At 58.7% G+C, this 20,178-nt stretch carries 16 protein-coding genes; 7 read left to right on the top strand and 9 right to left on the bottom strand.

Annotation, left to right across the window (positions count from 1 at the left end):
* Positions 1–90: 90 nt before the first annotated feature.
* Positions 91–969, bottom strand: a complete 879-nt coding sequence (locus C7387_RS14140; protein ID WP_120816935.1) for a DMT family transporter — start codon at positions 967–969, stop codon at positions 91–93.
* Between the two features lie 87 nt (positions 970–1,056).
* Between C7387_RS14140 and C7387_RS14135 the strand changes: the two genes are divergently transcribed.
* Positions 1,057–1,938 (top strand): LysR substrate-binding domain-containing protein, encoded by an 882-nt coding sequence (locus tag C7387_RS14135; RefSeq protein ID WP_120816934.1) that lies wholly within the window; start codon positions 1,057–1,059, stop codon positions 1,936–1,938.
* Positions 1,939–1,969: 31 nt separating this feature from the next.
* On the opposite strand, the gene lsrK is transcribed toward C7387_RS14135, so the two are convergent.
* Together lsrK and lsrR are read right to left on the bottom strand one after the other, a co-directional pair.
* Positions 1,970–3,538 (bottom strand): autoinducer-2 kinase, encoded by a 1,569-nt coding sequence (lsrK, locus tag C7387_RS14130; protein WP_038255918.1) that lies wholly within the window; start codon positions 3,536–3,538, stop codon positions 1,970–1,972.
* A 35-nt stretch (positions 3,539–3,573) separates the two neighbouring features.
* Positions 3,574–4,545: a transcriptional regulator LsrR gene (gene lsrR, locus C7387_RS14125; RefSeq protein WP_120816933.1), complete on the bottom strand. Its 972-nt coding sequence runs from the start codon at positions 4,543–4,545 to the stop codon at positions 3,574–3,576.
* A gap of 217 nt (positions 4,546–4,762) precedes the next feature.
* Here lsrR and lsrA point away from each other — a divergent pair, with 217 nt between their 5' ends.
* From lsrA to lsrG, 6 genes are read left to right on the top strand one after another with little or no spacing between them, the layout of a single operon-like run.
* Positions 4,763–6,250: an autoinducer 2 ABC transporter ATP-binding protein LsrA gene (gene lsrA / locus C7387_RS14120; RefSeq protein WP_120816932.1), complete on the top strand. Its 1,488-nt coding sequence runs from the start codon at positions 4,763–4,765 to the stop codon at positions 6,248–6,250.
* The gene (gene lsrC, locus C7387_RS14115) at positions 6,247–7,281 is read left to right on the top strand and encodes an autoinducer 2 ABC transporter permease LsrC (protein WP_120816931.1); all 1,035 of its coding nucleotides are present in this window, start codon (positions 6,247–6,249) and stop codon (positions 7,279–7,281) included. Before lsrA ends, lsrC begins: the two co-directional genes overlap by 4 nt.
* Positions 7,282–8,274, top strand: a complete 993-nt coding sequence (gene lsrD / locus C7387_RS14110) for an autoinducer 2 ABC transporter permease LsrD (RefSeq protein WP_120816930.1) — start codon at positions 7,282–7,284, stop codon at positions 8,272–8,274.
* A 1-nt stretch (position 8,275) separates the two neighbouring features.
* Complete coding sequence (lsrB, locus tag C7387_RS14105; RefSeq protein ID WP_038255909.1) at positions 8,276–9,289, top strand: autoinducer 2 ABC transporter substrate-binding protein LsrB; 1,014 nt, start codon at positions 8,276–8,278, stop codon at positions 9,287–9,289.
* Positions 9,290–9,300: 11 nt separating this feature from the next.
* Positions 9,301–10,188 carry a 3-hydroxy-5-phosphonooxypentane-2,4-dione thiolase gene (gene lsrF, locus C7387_RS14100; RefSeq protein ID WP_006818212.1) on the top strand — a complete coding sequence of 296 codons (888 nt, stop codon included), beginning with the start codon at positions 9,301–9,303 and terminating at the stop codon, positions 10,186–10,188.
* A complete protein-coding gene (gene lsrG, locus C7387_RS14095; RefSeq protein ID WP_006818213.1) occupies positions 10,185–10,481 on the top strand; it encodes a (4S)-4-hydroxy-5-phosphonooxypentane-2,3-dione isomerase in 297 nt (98 codons plus the stop codon). Before lsrF ends, lsrG begins: the two co-directional genes overlap by 4 nt.
* A gap of 62 nt (positions 10,482–10,543) precedes the next feature.
* Here the strand turns inward: lsrG and ygjK are convergent, their stop codons facing one another.
* From ygjK to ebgR, 6 genes are all read right to left on the bottom strand, one after another.
* Complete coding sequence (ygjK, locus tag C7387_RS14090; RefSeq protein WP_120816929.1) at positions 10,544–12,790, bottom strand: alpha-glucosidase; 2,247 nt, start codon at positions 12,788–12,790, stop codon at positions 10,544–10,546.
* 14 nt (positions 12,791–12,804) lie between these two features.
* Positions 12,805–13,866: a protein YgjJ gene (gene ygjJ, locus C7387_RS14085; protein WP_120816928.1), complete on the bottom strand. Its 1,062-nt coding sequence runs from the start codon at positions 13,864–13,866 to the stop codon at positions 12,805–12,807.
* 49 nt (positions 13,867–13,915) lie between these two features.
* Positions 13,916–15,355, bottom strand: a complete 1,440-nt coding sequence (locus tag C7387_RS14080) for an amino acid permease (RefSeq protein ID WP_006818216.1) — start codon at positions 15,353–15,355, stop codon at positions 13,916–13,918.
* Positions 15,356–15,411: 56 nt separating this feature from the next.
* Entirely contained in the window at positions 15,412–15,861 is a 450-nt protein-coding gene (locus C7387_RS14075) for a beta-galactosidase subunit beta (protein ID WP_120816927.1), read from the bottom strand.
* Positions 15,858–18,950: a beta-galactosidase subunit alpha gene (ebgA, locus tag C7387_RS14070; protein ID WP_120816926.1), complete on the bottom strand. Its 3,093-nt coding sequence runs from the start codon at positions 18,948–18,950 to the stop codon at positions 15,858–15,860. Before ebgA ends, C7387_RS14075 begins: the two co-directional genes overlap by 4 nt.
* A 153-nt stretch (positions 18,951–19,103) precedes the next feature.
* A complete protein-coding gene (ebgR, locus tag C7387_RS14065) occupies positions 19,104–20,087 on the bottom strand; it encodes a transcriptional regulator EbgR (RefSeq protein ID WP_006818219.1) in 984 nt (327 codons plus the stop codon).
* Between the last annotated feature and the right edge of the window lie 91 nt (positions 20,088–20,178).

Genomic DNA, 20,178 nt, shown 5'->3' with positions numbered 1-20,178 from the left:
GTAAAATTATTGTTATGTGGTCGGATGAGTTTCTAATCTAGCCAGTCGTACGCAAAAGGAAAAGGCAGAGCGCTGTGAATGTGATGAGATTCAAAGATCCCGCCGCTGTAGCAGAAATACCCCGGCGGAGATCAGCACCAGCGACAGCAGTTCTGTCGCGGTTACCGCTTCCCCGGCAAATACCACGCCGATCACCAGCGCCACCACCGGCGGAATATAGGTAACCGACGAGGCCGTCACCGCCCCCAGCCGCTGGATCAGGAAATAGTAAATCAGGTACGCGACGCCGGTACCGAGCAGGCCCAGGCCGAGGACCAGCCCAAGGCTCGCTGAGGGGCTATGCAGAATGGCGCTCAACCCGCTAAACGGGGTAACCAGCGCCAGAATGAGCAGCGCGGCGCCAATCTGGTAGCTGGTGAGCGTCAGCGCCGGGAGCTGTAGCGGGGCCAGAAAACGACGGGCGTAGACGAAAGACGCTCCGACGCTGAGTGAGCCCAGAACCATATAGCCCACACCTGCAAGACTGATGCTATCTGCCGATACTGCCCACGGACGGGCAATCATCAACACCCCGGCAAATCCCAGCACAATACCCACCACCTGCAGCTTCTGCATCGGTTCCTGACGCAGAAACAGCGCCGCCATAATGAAAGAAAACAGCGGTATCGCCCCGCTCAGCACGCCGGAAATCCCCGAAAGCAGCAGCGACGTACCGGAAGCAAATGCCCAGTAATAGATAACCGTCGCCAGCAGTGCCATTACCACGAAATGGTGGGCGTGACGCAGATGTTGGCGGCGAAAAACGCGGTGCCAGCAGGCCAGTGCCAGGATGGGCAAAAAGCCAAACAGTACGCGCAGAAAGACAATCTGTAGCGGCGAGATCCAGCGGCTCGCCTGATGCATAAACAGGAAATTGGTGCCCCAGATGAGGCCGAGAAACGCAAACGCGATAAATGTTTTCTGATTCATAGTTCCCCCCGAAAATCGCTATTGTTGGCGCTATCAGGGCGTGCTACAAACGATTAAATATCACAAATAAAATAGAAAAACTCTCTTATGAATTCACTGCCACCGCTAAAGGCGCTGCAGGCGTTTGAGGCGAGCGTTCGCCTGGGCAGCTTTCTGAATGCCGCCAGCGCGCTACACGTGACGCCGGGGGCTATCAGCCAGCTGGTGAAGAAGCTCGAGAATCAGCTCAACGTTCAGCTTTTTATCCGTGACGTTCGTCGCCTGACGGTGACCGAAGCCGGGCTTGAGTATTATCGCCTCATCGTGCCCGCGCTGGCCCAGCTGGCAGCTGCAGGTGAAGCCATGCAGGCGCTGAACCAGCACCGGCTGACGTTTTCAATGCCTCCGGGCGTAGCCGCCCAGTGGTTCTCTGCGCGGATGCCGGCGCTGATGGCGGCTTTTCCAGGGACCGATCTGCATCTCAACGCGACCAGCGCAGTGATGACGCTGGAGCGGGATAATATCGACATTGCTATCCGCTACTTCGATGGCCGCAGCCAGCAGGGGCCATTGTGCCAGCCGCTGTGGGACGATGAGTGCCGGGTTTATGCTAATCCGCAGTATCTGCAGGCGCAGGGGCTCCGCAGCCCGGAAGATGTCGTTCGGGCCACGCTTTTGCACACCACCATGTATCCGGACTGGAACCAGTGGCTGATGCGTTATACCAGCCTTACCGAAGCACAGCGGGCGGCGATCCCCGGTATCCACGTTGACCAGACGCTGCTGGCCATTGATGCCGCCCGGCGCGGGCAGGGGGTGCTTATCTGCCATCCGCAGCTGGTGAACGAGGCCCTGAAACAGGGAGCGCTGACAGAGATTTTCAACGCCCCCTGGCACAGTGGGAAAGGTTTCTGGCTGCTTATCAACCCGCGAAAGCGGGAGGATAAGCGAGTGCTGGCGGTGGTTGAGTGGCTGAGAGGGCAGGCGTAGCCGCACCCGGAAACTGGGTTTACACCGCAGCCTATTTATTTAACCCAGGCGCCTGCCACATGGAGGTGGTGAGCCCGCTGTCGACCAGGCCGAGCTGGTCGGCGTACACCGCCTGCCATTTCTGCATCATGCCGTCGTACAACTCGCGGTGGACGGGGTTTGGCGTAAACTCGCGGCTCCAGCTCACCAGCCGCTCCCCGGCGGAGGCCATGTCGTTGTAGAGCCCGGCTCCCGTACCGGCGGCAATCGCACAGCCGAGCGCGGTGGCTTCTTTCACTTCCGGCACACGTACCGGCAGCCCGGTGACGTCGCTTAAAATCTGGCTCCACAGCGCGCCTTTTGCGCCACCGCCGGCAAACACCAGGCTATCAAACTGGACGCCGGAGAAGCGGGAGATCTGCGCCAGATTACAGGCAGACACGATCGCCGCATTCTCTTCAAGCGCGCGAAACAGCGTGGCTTTGTTGCACTTTTCCGGATCTATCGACAGGTTAATGAACGACGGCGCGGCGTGGTACCACTGCTTAAAATGCATCGCGTCAGAAAAAATAGGCATCACGCCGTGGGAGCCCGCCGGCACCCGGTTAGCCATCTCTTCGAGTAGTGAATAAGCATCCACGCCCAGCCGTTCGGCTATCAGTTTTTCTTCCGCGCAGAAGGCATCGCGGAACCAGCGCATGGTGAGCCCGGTGAAGAAGCTTATCGACTCGGCCTGCACCATGCCGGGGATCACGTGCGGATTCACGCGAATGTTCATCTCCGGGTCGGTACGTACCTGCGGCAGGTTCACCACCTGCTGCCAGAACGTTCCGCCCAGTACGGCGGTTTGCCCGGCGCGCACGACGCCAAGCCCGAGACAGCCAAGCTGCACGTCGCCGCCGCCCATCACTACCGGCGTGCCTTCCCGCAGCCCGCTCTGCTGCGCCGCCGTTTTGCTGACGGTGCCCAGCAGCGTACCGGTCTCTTTCACCGGAGAGAGGATATCGGCCCGCAGGCCAGCCATATCCAGCAGCGCTGGTCGCCAGTCGCGGCTGAAGAGACTGAGCATGCCGGTGGTTCCGGCGTTGGAAGGATCGACCGCCAGCTCGCCGGAGAGCTTCGCCGCCAGCCAGTCGCTTATCATGGTGATGGTGGCCGCATTGCGGTAGATATCCGGGCGGTGGTGCGCCAGCCACAGCAGGCGCGGCATGGCGCTCAGCGCCAGAGTCTGCCCGGAAACGTCATACACTTCGGATTCAAAGCGGTCGTTGTGGATCTCTTTTAGCTCGGCGACTTCGCGGCTGGCGCGGGCGTCGACGTTAGCACAAGCCCAGATGGCATCGCCGTTGCGGTCGTAGAGCACGATCCCTTCACGCATTGAGCAGCAGGCAACAGACTGGATGTCGGCGGCGGTGAGCTTTGCGCGTTCCAGCGCCTGGCGAATGCACTGGCAGGCAAGCTGCCAGTTGGTGTTGAGGTCAAACTCCATGGAGCCGGGCACGTTCTCCACGCTGAGGTGCTTCCACTCCGCCTGGCCGACGGCAATCTGCCGACCGTTGAGGTCAAATATCACCGCCCGAACGCTGCCGGTCCCTGCATCTAACGCTAAAAGGTAACTCATGACTAACGCCTCGCTATGTTTGCGCGGCGGCGCACCTATTGCGCCAGAGCCAGTACCGCGCGAGCTGTCGTCTCTTCCGTCACCAGGCCATTGATACGGCGACCCTTCAGTGCGGCATAGATGGCTTCTGCTTTTTCATCTCCCCCGGCCACACCAACGATGGTGGGCAGCTGCGCCAGCTCATCGAGCGTGACGCCCAGTAATTCCTGGTGGATCTCAAGGCCTTCCACCTTTTCGCCATTGGCATTAATGAAGTAGCCGAGAATATCGCCCACTGCGCCCTTGCGCGCGAACATCAGCTGCTCACCTTCGCTGATATAGCCTGAGCGCAAAATGGTGGCGTCGCGGCGCTGGTTCACCGAGCCAATCCCCACGACCGCCACATCCGCTGCCGTGGCGGCGAGGATCACATCCTGCACGCTGGACTCGCGTTTGAGGATCCCGGCGACGTCTGCCGAAGAGACGCGAAGCGGCGCCGGGATCATGCTGACGTTGCAGGCGGCATCCAGCTGGCCGATGCCGGTCATGTACGGCCCAACGCCGCCGGAGAGGGTCACCAGGCGGATCTGCTGCGAGCCGATAAACCCGCTCAGATGCTGCAGACAGCTCATCGTCGCCTCGCCAAACCCAACCGCCAGCAGCTGTTCGGGCTGCAATACGCCCATCAGCGACTGCGCGGCACCGATCCCCAGGCGGGTGTTCATCGAAGGGGTATTCAGCGCGGGCAGCACGCGGACCATCTTCAGGCCAAAGTGCTGCTGCAGGGCGGTTTCCAGCGCCAGGCAGCCTTCATAGCGGGAGTTTATCTGCACACGAATAACGCCGGACTGGCGGCCTTTTTCTAACAGCCGCGAGATCTTCAGCCGCGGCAGGCCAAGGCGTTCGCCGATGTCGTTTTGCGTCAGCCCGTCGTGGTAGTAGCACCAGGCCACGCGGGCCACCAGTTCCTCCTCCGCCAGCGCAAGCCCGGCGAAGCGGTTGTCATCCATTGCTCTCTTTTCGCTCATGATTGAACTCTTATAAAAATTTAGATCATTTGTTCGGTTCTGTACGCCAGGAAAGTGTGAGCTATCCGGCAAAAGCGATCATTCAGCTCGTTGTTCACAATTCAAACGATCTAAAGAGATAAAAATGTGATCGCCGCACGGTTGTAAATATAGTTCAGGGTCTACGCTTTTGAACATTATTAAATCTAAAAATCATTTGTTCAAATGCGGAGTGATGATGACCCCACTGATCGAAGCGAAGGCTATCCGCAAAGCGTTCTCCGGCGTGCCGGTGCTGAAAGCGATTGATTTCACCCTGTTTGCCGGGCAGGTACACGCGCTGATGGGGGGCAATGGCGCGGGCAAATCGACGCTGATGAAAATTATCGCCGGGGTGGAAACGCCGGACGACGGCGAACTGTGCATCAACGGCACCACGTTTACCCGCCTCACGCCCGCTCAGGCGCACCAGCAGGGGATCTACCTGGTGCCGCAGGAGCCGATGCTGTTTCCGAACCTTAGCGTTCGCGAAAACATTTTGTTCCGTCTGCCGCGCACGGAGGATCTCGACGAGCAGCTCGCCGCGAAGATGCAGCAGCTTAGCTGCCAGATCAACCTGACGGCGGCGGCCAGCACGCTTGAAGTGGCGGATCAGCAAATGGTGGAGATCCTGCGCGGTCTGATGCGCCGGGCGCAGATCCTGATCCTCGACGAACCGACCGCCTCGCTGACGCCGGGAGAAACGGACAGGCTGTTTCGCCAGATCCGCGCGTTGCAGGGGTCAGGCGTGGGGATCGTCTTTATTTCCCACAAGCTGCCGGAGATCCGCAAGCTCGCAAGCCATGTGTCGGTGATGCGTGATGGCGCGGTGGTGCTGAGCGGTGAAACTCACCGCTACGACGATGCTGCGCTAATCACCGCTATGACCCCCGTCAGCCGGGAGCAAACGCTGAGCGACACGCAAAAACTGTGGCTGTCGCTGCCCGGCAATCGCCGCACCCAGGCGCAGGATTTTCCGGTGCTGCGCGTTGAAACGCTCACCGGGGAAGGGTTTATCGATCTCAGCCTTGAGATCTACGCCGGTGAGATAGTCGGCCTTGCGGGGCTGGTGGGCTCCGGGCGGACCGAATTCGCCGAAACGCTGTATGGCCTGCGGCCTGCGCGCGGTGGGCGGATATGGCTGGAGAATCAGGAGATTGGCAGCCTGTCGACGGCGGCGCGGCTGGCGCGAGGACTGGTGTATCTGCCTGAAGACCGACAAGTTTCCGGGCTGTTTCTGGATGCGCCGGTACGCTGGAACACGGTGGCGCTGAACGAGCCGTCGCTCTGGCAGCAGCAGAAACGCGAGGCGGCGGTGGTGGAGCGCTACCACCGGGCGCTGGGGATAAAACTGAACGATGCCGAACAGCAGGTGCGCACGCTCTCCGGCGGCAATCAGCAGAAGGTGCTGCTGGCGCGCTGCCTGGAAGCCAACCCACTGCTGCTTATCGTCGATGAGCCGACCCGCGGCGTAGACGTTTCTGCCCGGGCGGATATTTACCAGCTGCTGCGCAGCGTGGCGGCGCAGAACGTGGCGGTGCTGATGATTTCAAGCGATCTCGACGAGTTTCCCGGGCTTGCGGATCGGGTGCTGGTGATGCATCAGGGCGTGCTCAACGGTGAACTGGCGCAGCAGGCGGTGAGCGTCGATCGGATGATGGCGCTGGCCTTCGGAGGACAAGCATGAAGAGGTTACTTAAAAATCGCGAGCTCAGCGCGTTTCTTGCCATTCTTGCGCTGTTTGCCCTGCTGGTGGCGCTGAACCCGGCCTACTTCAGCCTGCAGACCGTGGCGATGATCTTTGCCAGTAGTCAGATCCTCGCGCTGCTGGCGCTGGGGGCAACGCTTGTGATGCTGACGCGCAACATCGACGTTTCGGTAGGCTCAACGGTAGGGCTGTGCGCCATTGCGGTTGGCGTTGCGCTGAATAATGGCTACAGCCTGCCGCTGGCAATGGCCTTCGCGCTAAGCATCGGGGCGCTGGCGGGGGCGTTTAATGGACTGCTGGTGGTGGGGCTGCGGATCCCGGCGATTGTCGCCACCCTTGGCACCCTGGGGCTGTATCGCGGGGCAATGCTGCTGTGGACCGGCGGGAAGTGGATTGAAGGGTTGCCCGCCAGCCTGAAGTCGCTTTCTGAACCGCTGGCGGTAGGCGTTTCGCCGCTGGGCGTGCTGGTGTTGCTGCTGTTGCTGGCAGGGGCGTGGATGCTGTCGCGCACCGCCTTTGGCCGCGATTTCTATGCCGTGGGCGATAACCTTGCCGCCGCGCGCCAGCTCGGCGTGGCGGTGAACCGTACGCGGATGATTGCCTTTACGCTCAACGGTGTGCTGGCCGCCTGCGCCGGGGTGGTGTTCGCTGCGCAAATCGGTTTCGTACCAAATCAGACCGGTAGCGGGCTGGAGATGAAGGCTATCGCCGCCTGCGTGCTCGGCGGGATTTCGCTGCTGGGCGGCACCGGTACGCTGATTGGTGCCTTCCTCGGCGCCTTTTTCCTCACTCAAATCGACACCGTACTGGTGCTGTTCAAACTCCCGGCGTGGTGGAACGACTTCATTGCCGGTCTGGTGCTGCTTGGCGTTCTGGTGCTCGACGGGCGCCTGCGTCAGGCGCTGATGCGCCACCAGCGGGCGCTGAAATACAGCCGCTTTCAGCCGGGTAATAAAGGCGGTAAAAACGTGACCCCATTTACTAAGCGCAAAGACAAAGAGGTGGCGTAAATGAAGCTGACCTGGGAAAGCGTACTGCTGCTGTTGCTGGTGCTCGAGATCCTGCTGTTCGGCGCCATCAATCCACGCATGCTCGACGTCAACCTGCTGCTGTTCAGCACCAGCGACTTCATCTGTATCGGTATTGTCGCGCTACCGCTGACGCTGGTTATCGTCAGCGGCGGAATCGATATTTCGCTCGGCTCAACGGTTGGCCTGTGCGCTATCGCCCTGGGGGTGATGATGCAGTCCGGCGTGCCGATGGTTGCGGCCGTTCCGCTGACGCTGCTGGTCGGCCTGCTGTGCGGCCTGTTTAACGCCGCGCTCATCCATTACACCGGCATCAGCCCGCTGGTGATAACGCTTGGTACGCTGTACCTCTACGGCGGCGCGGCGCTGCTGCTCTCTGGCATGGCCGGGGCGACGGGGTACGAAGGGATTGGCGGCTTCCCGGACAGCTTCACCGCATTCGCCAACCAGACGCTGCTCGGGCTGCCGGTGCCGCTGGTGCTGTTTGCCGTCATCACGCTGGCGTTCTGGCTGATTGCCCACCGCGGGCGCTTTGGTCGTCATCTGTTTCTACTCGGGCAAAACTCGCGTGCCGCGCGCTATGCCGCGCTGTCGGTAAACGGCCTGCCTTACGCGCTGTATGGCCTGGTGGGCGTGGCGTCGGCCATTGCGGCGCTGGTGATGGTCTCTTATTTCGGCTCCGCGCGTTCTGACCTCGGGCGCGATCTACTGATGCCGGCGCTGACGGCGGCGGTGCTGGGCGGCGCCAATATATATGGGGGTTCTGGCTCGGTTATCGGTACCGCGCTGGCGGCGCTGCTGGTGGGCTATTTGCAGCAAGGTTTACAGATGGTTGGTATCCCCAATCAGGTGTCGAGCGCGCTGTCTGGGGCGCTGTTAGTTGTGGTGGTCATGGGACGTTCGCTGAGCCTGCACCGTGAATGGGTGCGCACGGCCTGGCGTCGGGTTCACTCGCGAAAAACAAGTGGAGCATGAGATGAAAGCAAAACAGATAGTGCAGCTGAGCGCGCTGGCGTTGGCTATGAGCGTGGCGGTGGCCCAGGCGGCAGATCGCATCGCGTTTATTCCAAAGCTGGTCGGCGTGGGCTTTTTCACCAGCGGCGGCAACGGAGCGAAGGAAGCGGGTAAAGCGCTGGGGACAGACGTTACCTACGATGGCCCGACGGAGCCAAGCGTTTCAGGGCAGGTGCAGCTCATCAATAACTTCGTTAACCAGGGTTACAACGCGATTATCGTCTCGGCGGTATCGCCGGACGGTCTGTGCCCGGCGCTCAAGCGTGCCATGCAGCGCGGTGTGAAAGTGCTGACCTGGGATTCCGACACCAAACCTGAATGCCGCAGCATTTACATCAACCAGGGCACTCCGCAGCAGCTCGGTGGCCTGCTGGTGGAGATGGCCGAAAAACAGGTCACTAAGCCGAATGCCAAAGTTGCGTTCTTCTACTCAAGCCCGACGGTCACCGACCAGAACCAGTGGGTAAAAGAGGCGAAGGCTAAAATCGAAAAAGAACACCCGCAGTGGCAGATAGTCACCACCCAGTTTGGCTATAACGATGCCACCAAGTCGCTGCAAACCGCAGAAGGCATTCTGAAAGCGTACCCGGATCTCGATGCAATTATCGCTCCGGATGCCAACGCCCTCCCGGCGGCGGCTCAGGCGGCGGAAAACCTGAAGCGAGAAGGGGTGGCGATTGTCGGCTTCAGCACGCCAAACGTAATGCGCCCTTATGTTGAACGCGGCACGGTAAAAGCCTTCGGTCTGTGGGATGTGGTGCAACAGGGCAAAATTGCGGTCAATGTCGCCGATCATTTGTTGAAAAAAGGCGATCTTAACCCGGGTGACAGCGTGGACGTGAAGGACATCGGTGCGCTGAAGGTCGAACCGAACAGCGTGCAGGGTTACCAGTACGAAGCAAAAGGCAACGGCATTGTGTTGCTGCCGCAACGCGTGGTGTTCACTAAAGAGAACATCAACAACTACGATTTCTGATTGGGGGAAAGATGGCTGATTTAGATGACATCAAAGACGGAAAAGACTTTGGCATCGGTGTGCCACAGCAAAACGTACCCTTTACGCTGAAAGGGTGTGGCTCACTGGACTGGGGGATGCAGTCGCGGCTGGCGCGGATTTTTAATCCGCAAAGCAACCGGACGGTGATGCTGGCCTTCGACCATGGTTACTTCCAGGGACCGACCACCGGGCTTGAGCGTATCGATCTCTCTATCGCCCCGCTGTTTGCCGAAACCGACGTGCTGATGTGTACCCGCGGGATCCTGAGAAGCCAGGTGCCCGCGGCCACCAACAAGCCGGTGGTGCTGCGTGCTTCGGGCGGTAATTCAATTCTGACGGAGCTCTCGAACGAGTGCGTGGCGGTGGCGATGGAAGATGCGCTGCGCCTCAACGTTTGCGCGGTGGCCGCTCAGGTGTACATCGGCAGCCCCCATGAGCATCAGTCGATCAACAACATCATTAAGCTGGTGGATGCCGGGAACCGCTACGGCATGCCGGTGCTGGCAGTGACCGGGGTTGGGACGCAGATGGCGCGCGATGCCCGCTACTTCTCACTGGCCAGCCGAATTGCCGCCGAAATGGGCGCGCAGTTTGTGAAAACCTACTTTGTGGAAGAGGGCTTTGAGAAAGTTACCGCCAGTTGCCCGGTGCCGATTGTTATCGCCGGTGGCAAAAAATTGCCCGAGCACGAGGCGCTGGAGATGTGCTGGCGCGCCATTGACCAGGGGGCTTCAGGGGTGGACATGGGGCGCAATATCTTCCAGTCCAGCGCACCGCGCGCGATGCTGAAGGCGGTGAAGAAAGTGGTGCATGAGAATATGCATCCGCGCGAGGCATACCAGTTCTGGCAGGAGGAAAAACAGGGAGAAGCAAAATGAACGTAACGCTGGTAGAAATCAATATTAAACCGGAGCGAGTAGACGAGTTTCTCGAGGTGTTTCGCGCTAACCATGAAGGCTCTGTTAAAGAGCCGGGCAACCTGCGCTTTGACGTGCTGCAGGACCCACGGGTGAAGACCCGTTTCTTTATCTACGAAGCCTACCAGAACGATGACGCGGTGCTGGCGCACAAGCAAACGCCGCACTATCTGGCCTGCGTGGATAAGCTCGAGGAACTGATGTCGGAGCCGCGCAAAAAACGCAGCTTTGTAGGGCTGTTGCCGGAAGTGTAACGGTTAACACCACCCTCACCCTGACCCTCTCCCTTTGGGAGAGGGCTGGGGTGAGGGGGAAATTACTGTTTTCTGAAAAACTCGTTATACAACATATACAAATGCGCAGCGCTCCACGAGAAGTTCGGCGCACCCTGCTGATCGCCGGTCAGCGGGTTGTAGTTCTCCTGAATCGGGCCGTCGGCGGTCAGGCCTTTGGCGTGGCGGAAGAAGGTGTCAGCGAGCGCTAGCGCCTCTTCGCGGTGGCCGTACTGCGCCATGCCCTTTAAGCCAAACCAGAACTGATCCACCCATACCCGGCCACGCCAGTAGATGTCCGGGCCAAACGCCGGGTTGGTGAGCGCCGCGGTGCCGAGCGGTACGAAGGTATTAAACTCTTTCGGGTCAAGCATCACCGCCACTACCGCATCGGCGTGTTCCTGGGTTGCTGCGCCGTTAAACAGCGGCGACCAGCCTTCCGGGCCCTTACCGCGCTCGACGATAGGTTTGCCCGCGCAGCCGTTAGCCAGCGGTTTGTCTTCGATACGAATGTCGTAATAGAAGCCGCTTTGCTTATCGAACATGCAGGTGTTGATGTAGTCGGCGAGGCGCTTTGCCAGCTTCTGGTAGCGTTCAGCGTCGGCGGGTTTGCCAAGAATGGTTGCCATCTGTGCGAGGTAGTGATTGTCGCTGTACATGTAGCTTGCCTGGTCCACCGACTCCTGCAGCAACGAATAGCCGAGCAGCGTGCCCTGTGGGCTGCGGTTCTCCGCCACTTTTACCGTCCAGTCGCTGCGTTTACCCCCGTTTGCCACGTACTTATCCAGCTGGTCTTTATCGATAAAACCAAAGTTGGCGGCGTCGTCGCGCCCGGATTCCCACGAGGCGGCGGTGAGGATTGGCGCATCGCTGCCGGTGTGCGCTTTATCGCGGGTCGCGCCGTATTCCGGCACGCCGTTACCGTTGTGATCGCGGTTGCGTAGCCACCAGTCGTGATAGGCCACCAGCTTCGGATACATCTCTTCGAGCCAGGCTTTGTCTTTGGTGACGTTATACACCTCCATCACCGACCACGCCGCCAGGCTCGGCTTGGTATTGCGTTCGTTCCAGTTGCCCCCGTCACCGCCGCGCTCCGGGCTCAGGTTCCAGGCGATGAGATCGGGAATAAACCCGGCATCCTGCGGGCGTACCGGGTCGTCAGGTTTAATCTGCCAGGAGAATACCGTGCGGATATTTTCTTTCGCTATCTGCGGGTTAAAGTGCGCCATGGCGTAGGCCTGCTTCCAGGTATCCCACGGCCAGGTCTGGTTGCCGGAGAACCAGCGCCCGGTCACCGATGGCGTCACGGTGTTGTGGCGTAACGCCCCGCCCGGCGAGCGCCAGTTACCGTTCAACGTCTCGATGGCTTTCACCGCCACGCGGGTCTGCTCCGGCGTGGCGTCCGGATTATTCAGCCCCTGTTTCAGATAATCTTCCCAGCGCTGAGCAGAAGCCTGCAGATAGAACGCCGGTCGGGCCAGAATATCGCGGATTTGTGCCTTTTCGTGGCTCACCTGCGCGGCGGTTAACAGATGCGAATAGGTCGTGTAGAGGGTGGTGGAGCCGTTGATTTTAGCGGTGCTGGTGAAGCGATGACCCTCAACGCGGGTCGTGGTCGGAAGGGAACGATGCAGCTGATATTCCGATGCGCCGGAGGTCAGCAGGTCCGAGGCGGCGCGCACTTTCCCGAAGGTCACTTTCAGGCCGTCCGGCGTGGCGATGATTTTACGCTGATAGCCAGGAAACGCGCCGTCGATAGTCTTATCTGACAGCGGTTTCCCCTCTTTGGCTTCAAGCTTTTCCAGTAGTTCACCGTCCCACACCAGGGTCAGCGGCGCGTCGCTGGTGATGCGGGTTTCCAGCAGCGAGGTGTGAGGGCTTGCAAAGCGCAACGTCATCGTCACCTGCACGGAGGGAGCGCTCAGCGTTTGCATCAGCGCGCCGGGAATGCTCCACGCCTTCAGGGTGAAATCGACCTTCTTACCGTTTTGGTACACCGTCAGCCGGTCAAAATTGGTCGCCATAAAGTTGATGTACTCTTCGGTCAGCAGCGCCGGGCCGGGGAATCCGCCCTGGGTCTGTGGGCCGTCCGGCAGCAGGTGTCCGTGCCAGGCACCAAGGTCGAAGAACGGGTTAAAGCGCTGGTGGTCGTCATAATCAAAATCATGCATGTACTGCGGCGCACCGGTGCGATTAATCACGTTTTTAAAATCGTTAGCGGTGACGGCATGAGCGGAAAAGCTGAGCAGCAGGGCGCAGGCGAGCGGCGCCAGAGTGGTGTTAAATTTCATTGCGGTTGCGTCCCTTACCAGTAGAAATATTGCATCAGGAAAACTTTATCGCTCGGATTGCCCGAGGCGTTTTGCATGTAGAACCGGCTGTCGAAGGCGGTGGCAAAACGCCCGCCACCGTACTCATACCAGATCCCGAACTGGGCAAACGAGGTGGTCTCATCCGCTTCGTGATCCGGTCGATGCTTTGCGTAGCTCCAGGCGGTGGAGAGGTACACCCCTTTTAGCGCTTCAATCATGGCACTCAGCATAAAACCGCTTTCGCTGCCGGGGACATTTTGCCCTTTAGCGCGGCCAGTATGGTGCCAGGCGCGGGCGGCGAAGTTTGGCGACAGCAGCCCGGTTAAAAACAGCTGTCCGGTGCCGTCGGTGACTTCCAGCCCGTTCATCCAGGTCACGCCTTCGACGAGGTCATACTGGACGTAGCCGTTCATCATTGCCGGATAGGTGTACTTATCGTCATAGCGGTCGTATTTGCCAAAGTGCAGCACGGCGGTGCTTTCGTTATGGTGCCCTGCGGGCGTCGCGGTCACGCTGTAGCGGAGCTTGCCCGTTAGATTCTGCACCTTCAGCGCATACATAATGTCGCGAGTGTTCGGGATGACGTAGCCGAGATCGGGGGTGAAATCGCCCCACCACTGCAGGTCGTCAAGCGAGGAGTCCTGGCGCAGGCTGAGCATCGTCTCGGTGCCGTTGTCGCTGCGGTAGCCACCGTACAAACGGTTAAGCCCGCCCTCAAAACCGCCCCAGCTATGGCCTGCCGCCCAGGCATTGCCCTGGCTGTCTGCCTGCACCGTCCAGCCTTCCCCATAAATCAGGCCGAACCAGGCGCCATGTTTGACCTCCAGCCCGCCTTCAATATAGGTGCCATCGCTGTACTTATGCTTGTCCGGCCCCTCTAAATCCATGTAGCCGCCAAGCCCCATCTCGCCGTAAAAGCGATACGAGATCTGGTTCAGCTCCGGCGTGCGGGTGTCGTCGTGCTCCGCCGGGCGAACTTCTTCTGCTCCTGCCGGAAGGGCGCAGCAAAAGGACAGGGCACAGAGTGCCCTGTAAAGATTAACCTGTTTTTTCATAGACTCATTCCAGTGAGATGAAGGAATGCCTGAAGCTGTTTTTATTTTTTTATTGAATGGTGGAGGTGGAGGCAGGTGCGGCCTCTATTTCTTGTTCTTGTCGGGATAGCCCCTTGATGTATTTGCTGTATTTCCACCAGGCAAAGCCAAGGAACAGGACGATGCCGCCGACGTTATAGAAAATAATCGTCAGAATGTTGCCACCGGTCGGGAAGGTTGAGGCCACAAAGCCAATGGTGAAAATCACAATCAGCATCGATACCACCACGATGCCGGTGGTGCGCGAACCCATGCGGAAATCACGCGGCAGGTGGTCGAGCTTACGGCGCAGGTTGAGATAGGCGAGCATGATGAACAGCGGCGGCAGCATCGAGGCTGCAGCGGTCATGTTGATCACCGTATTCATCAGATCCTGAGCGGTATTGGAGCCAAGCGTCGGGATAATCATCAGCGGGATAACGATTAAATACTGGATCCACGCCGCGCGCGCCGGAACGCCGTTCTCGTTCAGCTCAACGGTCTTCTTACCAAAAATACCGGAAGGAATTTCCGAGAAGAAGATTTTCACCGGCGTGGCGGTCCACATCAGCAGTGAGCCAAACATCGCGGTGAAGGAAACCAGGCCGACAAAGCGGTTCATCAGCACTTCCGGCAGGCCGAAGTGCGCCGCCAGTCCGTGGAACACCTGTACCGATCCGCCGGTAAACTTCAGCTCTTTGCTGCTGATAAAGACGTTAATCAGTACCGAAGAGATGGAGTACAGCACGCCGATGAAGATCCCGGCGAGGATGATGACCTTCACGAACGATTTTGAGCCGCCTTTTACGTCGTTGACGTACACCGCCACCGACTCAGCGCCCCCGGCGGCCATGAAGATCCAGGTGGTAATACCGAGGAACGCCCAGCTGAAGTTCGGGATCATCGCATCCACGGTTATCGGATCCACCGGCTGCACGCCGCCGAGCAGCGCCGCGCCTGCCAGTAAAATATAGGAAAGTGTCAGCAACAGCATTAGCGTGGAGGTGACCGAGGTGATTGGCCCGAGCATTTTCGCGCCGTTGGTCGACACCCACGTGGAGAAGGCAAACAGCACCATGCTCAGCACCGTGGTGGCAAATGGCGTCAGAATGTACTCATACCCGAGAAACGCATAGGAAGCGTAGGCAATTACGCGCGGTAATAACGAGGTAAAGAAAAACAGGTTCACAAACCAGTAGGTGTAGGCAGTAATAAACGCCCAGCGCCCGCCGAGAGAACTTTTCACCCACGCATATACTCCGGCTTCGGAGTTTTTATTCAGCGCCACAAATTCGGCGATGATCAAACAGAAGGGAATAAAGTAGAACAGGGTTGCCAGGAAGAACATCGGCGCTGACGCCAGTCCAAGCTCAATATTGTTATTGATGACGTTGTTAAAACTAAACACGGCGGCAAACGTCAGCGACAGCAGGCCGAATTTGCCGATGGTATTACGCTTCGTATCTGACATAGCGTTCTCCGGGTACAGGGGAGTGTGGTGGCGCTGCTTTGGCGCCACCGGTTTTGTTATTTGTTATGGAAGTAACCGTCTTCGATGGTCACTTTGAGTACGACTTTTTTTACTGGGGTATCGCTGATGAAGCGGTAAGCCTCATCGATATCACAAATCACCATCTGGCCTTCGTGCACCTGCACGGTGTCTCCGCAGCCCTTCAGGTATTCACGATCGGTTTCGTCGCGGTAGCATTCCACCTCCTGCAGCTGGCTTTTCTCCGCCACTTCAATTTTTTGCGCGCCCTGCAGGTAGTAATGCACCTCGAAGTAGCGGCGATGACCGACGAACAGCGCGTCGGTGGTGGTGTCCGTGGTGACGCGATAGGCCAGTGAATCACCAATCGAATGCGCCACGCCGGGCTGGATGTTGCCGATGTTCTCAATCGCTTCAATACAGCGCTGCCACTTCCGCCCGGAAGGATAGCGTTCGCGGAACTGCTCCAGGTTATCGATGATTCTCATTGGTCTGCCTCGCTGTGCGAATTCGTGGAAAAGAAGCCATTGCCAAAACGGTGTCCGGCAAGCGCCTGCGAGGTGGCAGAACCGCCTTCCAGTGGCAGCAGGGTAAAGCCGTAACGGAAGGGCGCGAACCGGACGCGCCAGCTGTCGAGTACCTCGCTGCCCCAGGAGTTCGAGCCAAGGCCCAATAGCTGATGGTCGATATTGAGCGTGATATCACCGGCCGGCATCAGCTCATTACAGTGCTGCGCCGCGTGGATATCTTCGGCGCGATACGGCCAGGCGCTGAAATGGACAGGCTCCTGCGGGATAACCAGCAGCCCGCTACCGTGGCGGTTGGTGAGCGATGCCCAGCGCACGTGCTGGCGGTTGCCGTTGTTCTGCGGGAACGGGTAGTTCTCAAACATCGCCGCCACGCTGCTGCGCCAGATATCGATAATGTTGGCCTGCTGGCTGTCGGGGTAGTTTTCACCGGGGCCACGTCCGTAGTACGCCACCTGGTCAAAATCACCGTTAATACCGAGGGTGAAGCCGATGCACGGAATGATGTGCGGGTAATCGCCGTAGCGCTCGCCGGAGAGCTCGACGTTGAGCTGACCATCTGCCGCCAAGCGCCAGCGATAGGTGCAGCGCATACCAAAATCAAACACCGGCGGGGCGATGATGCTGCGGGTGGTGATAAGCACCGCGTCTTCCTGTGCTTCCACGCTGAATGCACGCAGATGCTCCTGCATGATCTGCAGATGATTCGGCTGCCACAGCCCTTCGTACTCCTGCTTGTGGTTATCAATCATCGGTTTGAAGAAATTGATCTTCGGCTCGCGGGTGATGCGCTCTTCGCCGTTGACCTGCCAGCTGGTGAGCTTGCCGTTGACTCGTGAGAACACCACGCGGAAGTTATGCCCGCTGATAACGTATTCAAGACGTTTATCATCGACGATAAGCGGCGTGGCGTTCGGGTTAGCCCATTGCGCGGCGTTCGCGGTGCGCGCTTTTAGCGGGAACTGATAGACGGCAATTTCAGCGTTAGCGTCGCTGTAGCGGGTGCGGGAATCGCGGGTGACGCGCACGTTGACGAAGGCTTCACGCTCGTCGAGCATTGGCCGCGCAAACGTCAGTGAACGACCGCTGTTTGGCGCCAGATCGGGAACTTTCAGCCGCTGGCTGGAGAGCGTTTCGCCTTCGGCGCGCACTTCAACCTGCAGGGTGTAATCATCAAGCGTGGTGAACCACAGCTTGTTATCAATACGCAGCTCGCCGCGTTTCAGATCCCCTGCGCTCACCTTCACCGGGGCAATAACCTGTTTGTACTCTTTCAGGCCCGGGCCCGGGGTTTGATCGGAATAAATCAGGCCGTCGAGGCAGAAGTTGTAGTTGTTCGGGTAGTCGCCGTAGTCGCCGCCAAAACGATAATATTCCCGTCCTTCGGCATCGTGAGCCTGAATACCGTGATCGCACCACTCCCAGACGTAGTGACCCTGAATGCTGTCATGGCGGTAGAACACGTTCTGGTATTCCGTTAGCCCGCCGGGGCCGTTGCCCATCGCGTGGGCGTATTCACAGATAATGCGCGGTTTGGCGTGCGGGTATTCGCCGAACTCGTTCATCAGCGGCACGCGGGTGTACATGGTGGAGATGATATCCACCACTTCGGCGTCGCGATCCTCTTCGTAGTGAATCAGGCGCGTGTCGTCGAGCGCTTTAGCCGCCAGATTCATCGCGCGGATGTTGCAGCCGTAGCCGGATTCGTTACCGAGCGACCAGATGATGATTGATGGATGGTTCTTCTGGGCGTGGATATGGCGCACGATGCGCTCTACGTAAACCGGCTCCCACAGCGGATCGTCGGTGATGCGGCTCAGATCGCCGACGTTGGCAAAACCGTGGGATTCGACGTCGGTTTCCGCCATCACGAACAGGCCGTAGATGTCGCACAGCTCGTAGAAGCGCGGATCGTTAGGGTAGTGGGCGGTACGCACCGAGTTGATGTTGTGCTGCTTCATCAGCACCAGATCGCGTTCGACGCGATCCATTCCCACCGCACGGCCTTTCAGATGATCGTTATCGTGGCGGTTTACGCCGTGCAGCATCAGATAGCGATTGTTAACGTAAAACAGACCGTTGCGCACTTTGATATCGCGGAAACCTACGCGCTGTGGGATAACTTCGAGGATCTCACCCTGCGCGTTTTTCACCGTCATCACCAGATGGTACAGATACGGATCTTCCGCCGACCAGGCGCGCGGGTGCTTTACCACCATGCTGAACTGCGCCTGATGACGATCGGTGACGTTCAGGTGGGGCAGGTGTCCCTCATGTAAGCACTGTTCTCCGTCATACAGGGCATATTCCAGCGATAGCTGAGCGGACTGCGGCGCAAGGTTTTCCAGCACGACATCGCAGGAGAGGGTTGCGCTCTGGTAGTCGTCACTGAAATCGGTTCTGACGGTAAAATCTTCGACGTGCGCCAGCGTTTTGCCCACCAGGTAGACGTCGCGGAAAATCCCCGCCGACCACCACATGTCTTGATCTTCAACGTAGGTGGAGTCTGCCCACTGCATCACACGCACGCAGAGCAGGTTGTCCCCGCTGTGAACGGCGCTGCTGATGTCGAACTCGGCGGTCAGGCGGCTGCCTTTGCTAAAACCGATGTAGCGACCGTTTACGTACACTTCGAAATAGGTCTCAACGCCGTCAAACTTAATCAGCGTCTGCTTACCCTGCCAGCCTTCGCCAAGGGTAAAGGTACGCTGATAGGCGCCGGTCGGGTTGTCGGTCGGGACATAGGGCACATCAATGGGGAAGGGGAAGCCTTCATCGGTGTACTGCAGCTTACCGTGGCCTTCCATCTGCCACATGCCGGGAACGGTAATGGTGCCCCAGTCAGCCATTAACTCTGTGGTAAAGGCTTCCGGCACCCGCAGCGGATTATCAAAAAAGCGGAAATTCCACTGCCCGCTCAGCAGCTGAAACAGGCTGCTGCTCTCGCGAACAAAGGAGCGCGCTTCGGTGACGGACGGATAAGAGAAAAAGTAAGCACGCGGCGGTAGCCGGTTCTCGTGCGTGAGTTGAATATTTTCCCAGCGGTTCATGCGATCTCCCTGTGGAGTAAAACATCATTACAGGGATTTTAGTAAAAATTTTACTAAATAAAATCGCTAAAATTGATTAACTTTAACTCGATCACGAAAAAGACGCGGTGCCGGGCAGGCGATGCTTATCCGGCCCGGGAGGAAAACGCAGGATTAACGGGTGGTGCCGCGCAGTTTTAGCTTGCTTGGCACAAACACCTGCAGCGGCAGGGCGCGGCCGTCGCGGGCCTTTTCGTACACCAGGTTAACGCCCTGGCTGCCCATCATTTCGGAATGAATGCGTACCGTGGAGAGCGGTGGGAAGGTAAAGCGTGCGGTCGGAATATCGTTAACGCTAATCAGCGAGATATCGTCCGGAATGGTTAAGCCTTTCTCGTGAATGGCGCGCAGCACGCCGATGGCAATGGAGTCTGAGGCGACAAACAGCGCCGTGGGCCAGTCGTCGCCCGCGAGCATGGTTTTCGCCAGCGTATAGCCCGACGAGCTGGAGAAGCCGCCGCGCCAGATGTCTTTCTCTGACACCACGCCCTTCAGGCGACCATATTCCACAAAGGCCGCCTCGCGGATATCGGCTTTGCCCGGTTCATCTTCCCCGCCGATAAAGCCAATGCGCTGCACGTCCCGGGCGATGAAGAAGTCGATAACCTCTTTGCTGATGCGCACGAGGTCAATATCCACGGCGTCATAGTCGCTGCCGGGTTCGTGAAAATCGATAAAGCAGATATTGTCGGTGAGCGCCATCGCGGCCTGACGCACGCCGTGGCTTGGCTTGCCGACGATGAGCACGCCGGTGATGCGTCTGGGCTCCGGAAGCGTGGCGCTGGCATAGCAGTTGGTCAGCTCAATACCGAGCTTTTCGCACTGGGTCTCAACTCCGTGGCGGATGGCGAGGTAGTAGGGATCGTTGATCTCCAGATCCTGCTCATAGCTGTAGAGCGCCAGAATATGGTGCTGCCCGACGGCGCTGGTCTGCGCTTTGCGGGAGCTGCTGCTGCGGTATTCCAGTTTTTCCGCAATCTCCAGAATGCGATGCTTGGTCTCTTCTTTAACGTTCAGGGTTGGATCGTCATTGAGAACCCTGGAGACGGTCGCCAGAGACACTTTTGCCTCGCTGGCGATATCTTTAAGTGTTGCCATGTTTGCCCTTTTTCTGCCTGCACCACTGCCTGCGCTTGTTCATTGTAAAGGATGCGCCCCGACATGCATCAGTTTTTACTAAATAAGCTGG

This window comes from Yokenella regensburgei (genome assembly GCF_003634235.1).
Lineage (GTDB): Bacteria > Pseudomonadota > Gammaproteobacteria > Enterobacterales > Enterobacteriaceae > Yokenella > Yokenella regensburgei.
This window is presented reverse-complemented; position numbering and strand designations above follow the sequence as displayed.

Excerpts from the sequence above, each read along its gene's own strand:
- C7387_RS14140 (WP_120816935.1), bottom strand. The coding sequence starts at position 969 with ATGAATCAGAAAACATTTATCGCGTTTGCGTTTCTCGGCCTCATCTGG.
- C7387_RS14135 (WP_120816934.1), top strand. The coding sequence starts at position 1,057 with ATGAATTCACTGCCACCGCTAAAGGCGCTGCAGGCGTTTGAGGCGAGC.
- lsrK (WP_038255918.1), bottom strand. The coding sequence starts at position 3,538 with ATGAGTTACCTTTTAGCGTTAGATGCAGGGACCGGCAGCGTTCGGGCG.
- lsrR (WP_120816933.1), bottom strand. The coding sequence starts at position 4,545 with ATGAGCGAAAAGAGAGCAATGGATGACAACCGCTTCGCCGGGCTTGCG.
- lsrA (WP_120816932.1), top strand. The coding sequence starts at position 4,763 with ATGACCCCACTGATCGAAGCGAAGGCTATCCGCAAAGCGTTCTCCGGC.
- lsrC (WP_120816931.1), top strand. The coding sequence starts at position 6,247 with ATGAAGAGGTTACTTAAAAATCGCGAGCTCAGCGCGTTTCTTGCCATT.
- lsrD (WP_120816930.1), top strand. The coding sequence starts at position 7,282 with ATGAAGCTGACCTGGGAAAGCGTACTGCTGCTGTTGCTGGTGCTCGAG.
- lsrB (WP_038255909.1), top strand. The coding sequence starts at position 8,276 with ATGAAAGCAAAACAGATAGTGCAGCTGAGCGCGCTGGCGTTGGCTATG.
- lsrF (WP_006818212.1), top strand. The coding sequence starts at position 9,301 with ATGGCTGATTTAGATGACATCAAAGACGGAAAAGACTTTGGCATCGGT.
- lsrG (WP_006818213.1), top strand. The coding sequence starts at position 10,185 with ATGAACGTAACGCTGGTAGAAATCAATATTAAACCGGAGCGAGTAGAC.
- ygjK (WP_120816929.1), bottom strand. The coding sequence starts at position 12,790 with ATGAAATTTAACACCACTCTGGCGCCGCTCGCCTGCGCCCTGCTGCTC.
- ygjJ (WP_120816928.1), bottom strand. The coding sequence starts at position 13,866 with ATGAAAAAACAGGTTAATCTTTACAGGGCACTCTGTGCCCTGTCCTTT.
- C7387_RS14080 (WP_006818216.1), bottom strand. The coding sequence starts at position 15,355 with ATGTCAGATACGAAGCGTAATACCATCGGCAAATTCGGCCTGCTGTCG.
- C7387_RS14075 (WP_120816927.1), bottom strand. The coding sequence starts at position 15,861 with ATGAGAATCATCGATAACCTGGAGCAGTTCCGCGAACGCTATCCTTCC.
- ebgA (WP_120816926.1), bottom strand. The coding sequence starts at position 18,950 with ATGAACCGCTGGGAAAATATTCAACTCACGCACGAGAACCGGCTACCG.
- ebgR (WP_006818219.1), bottom strand. The coding sequence starts at position 20,087 with ATGGCAACACTTAAAGATATCGCCAGCGAGGCAAAAGTGTCTCTGGCG.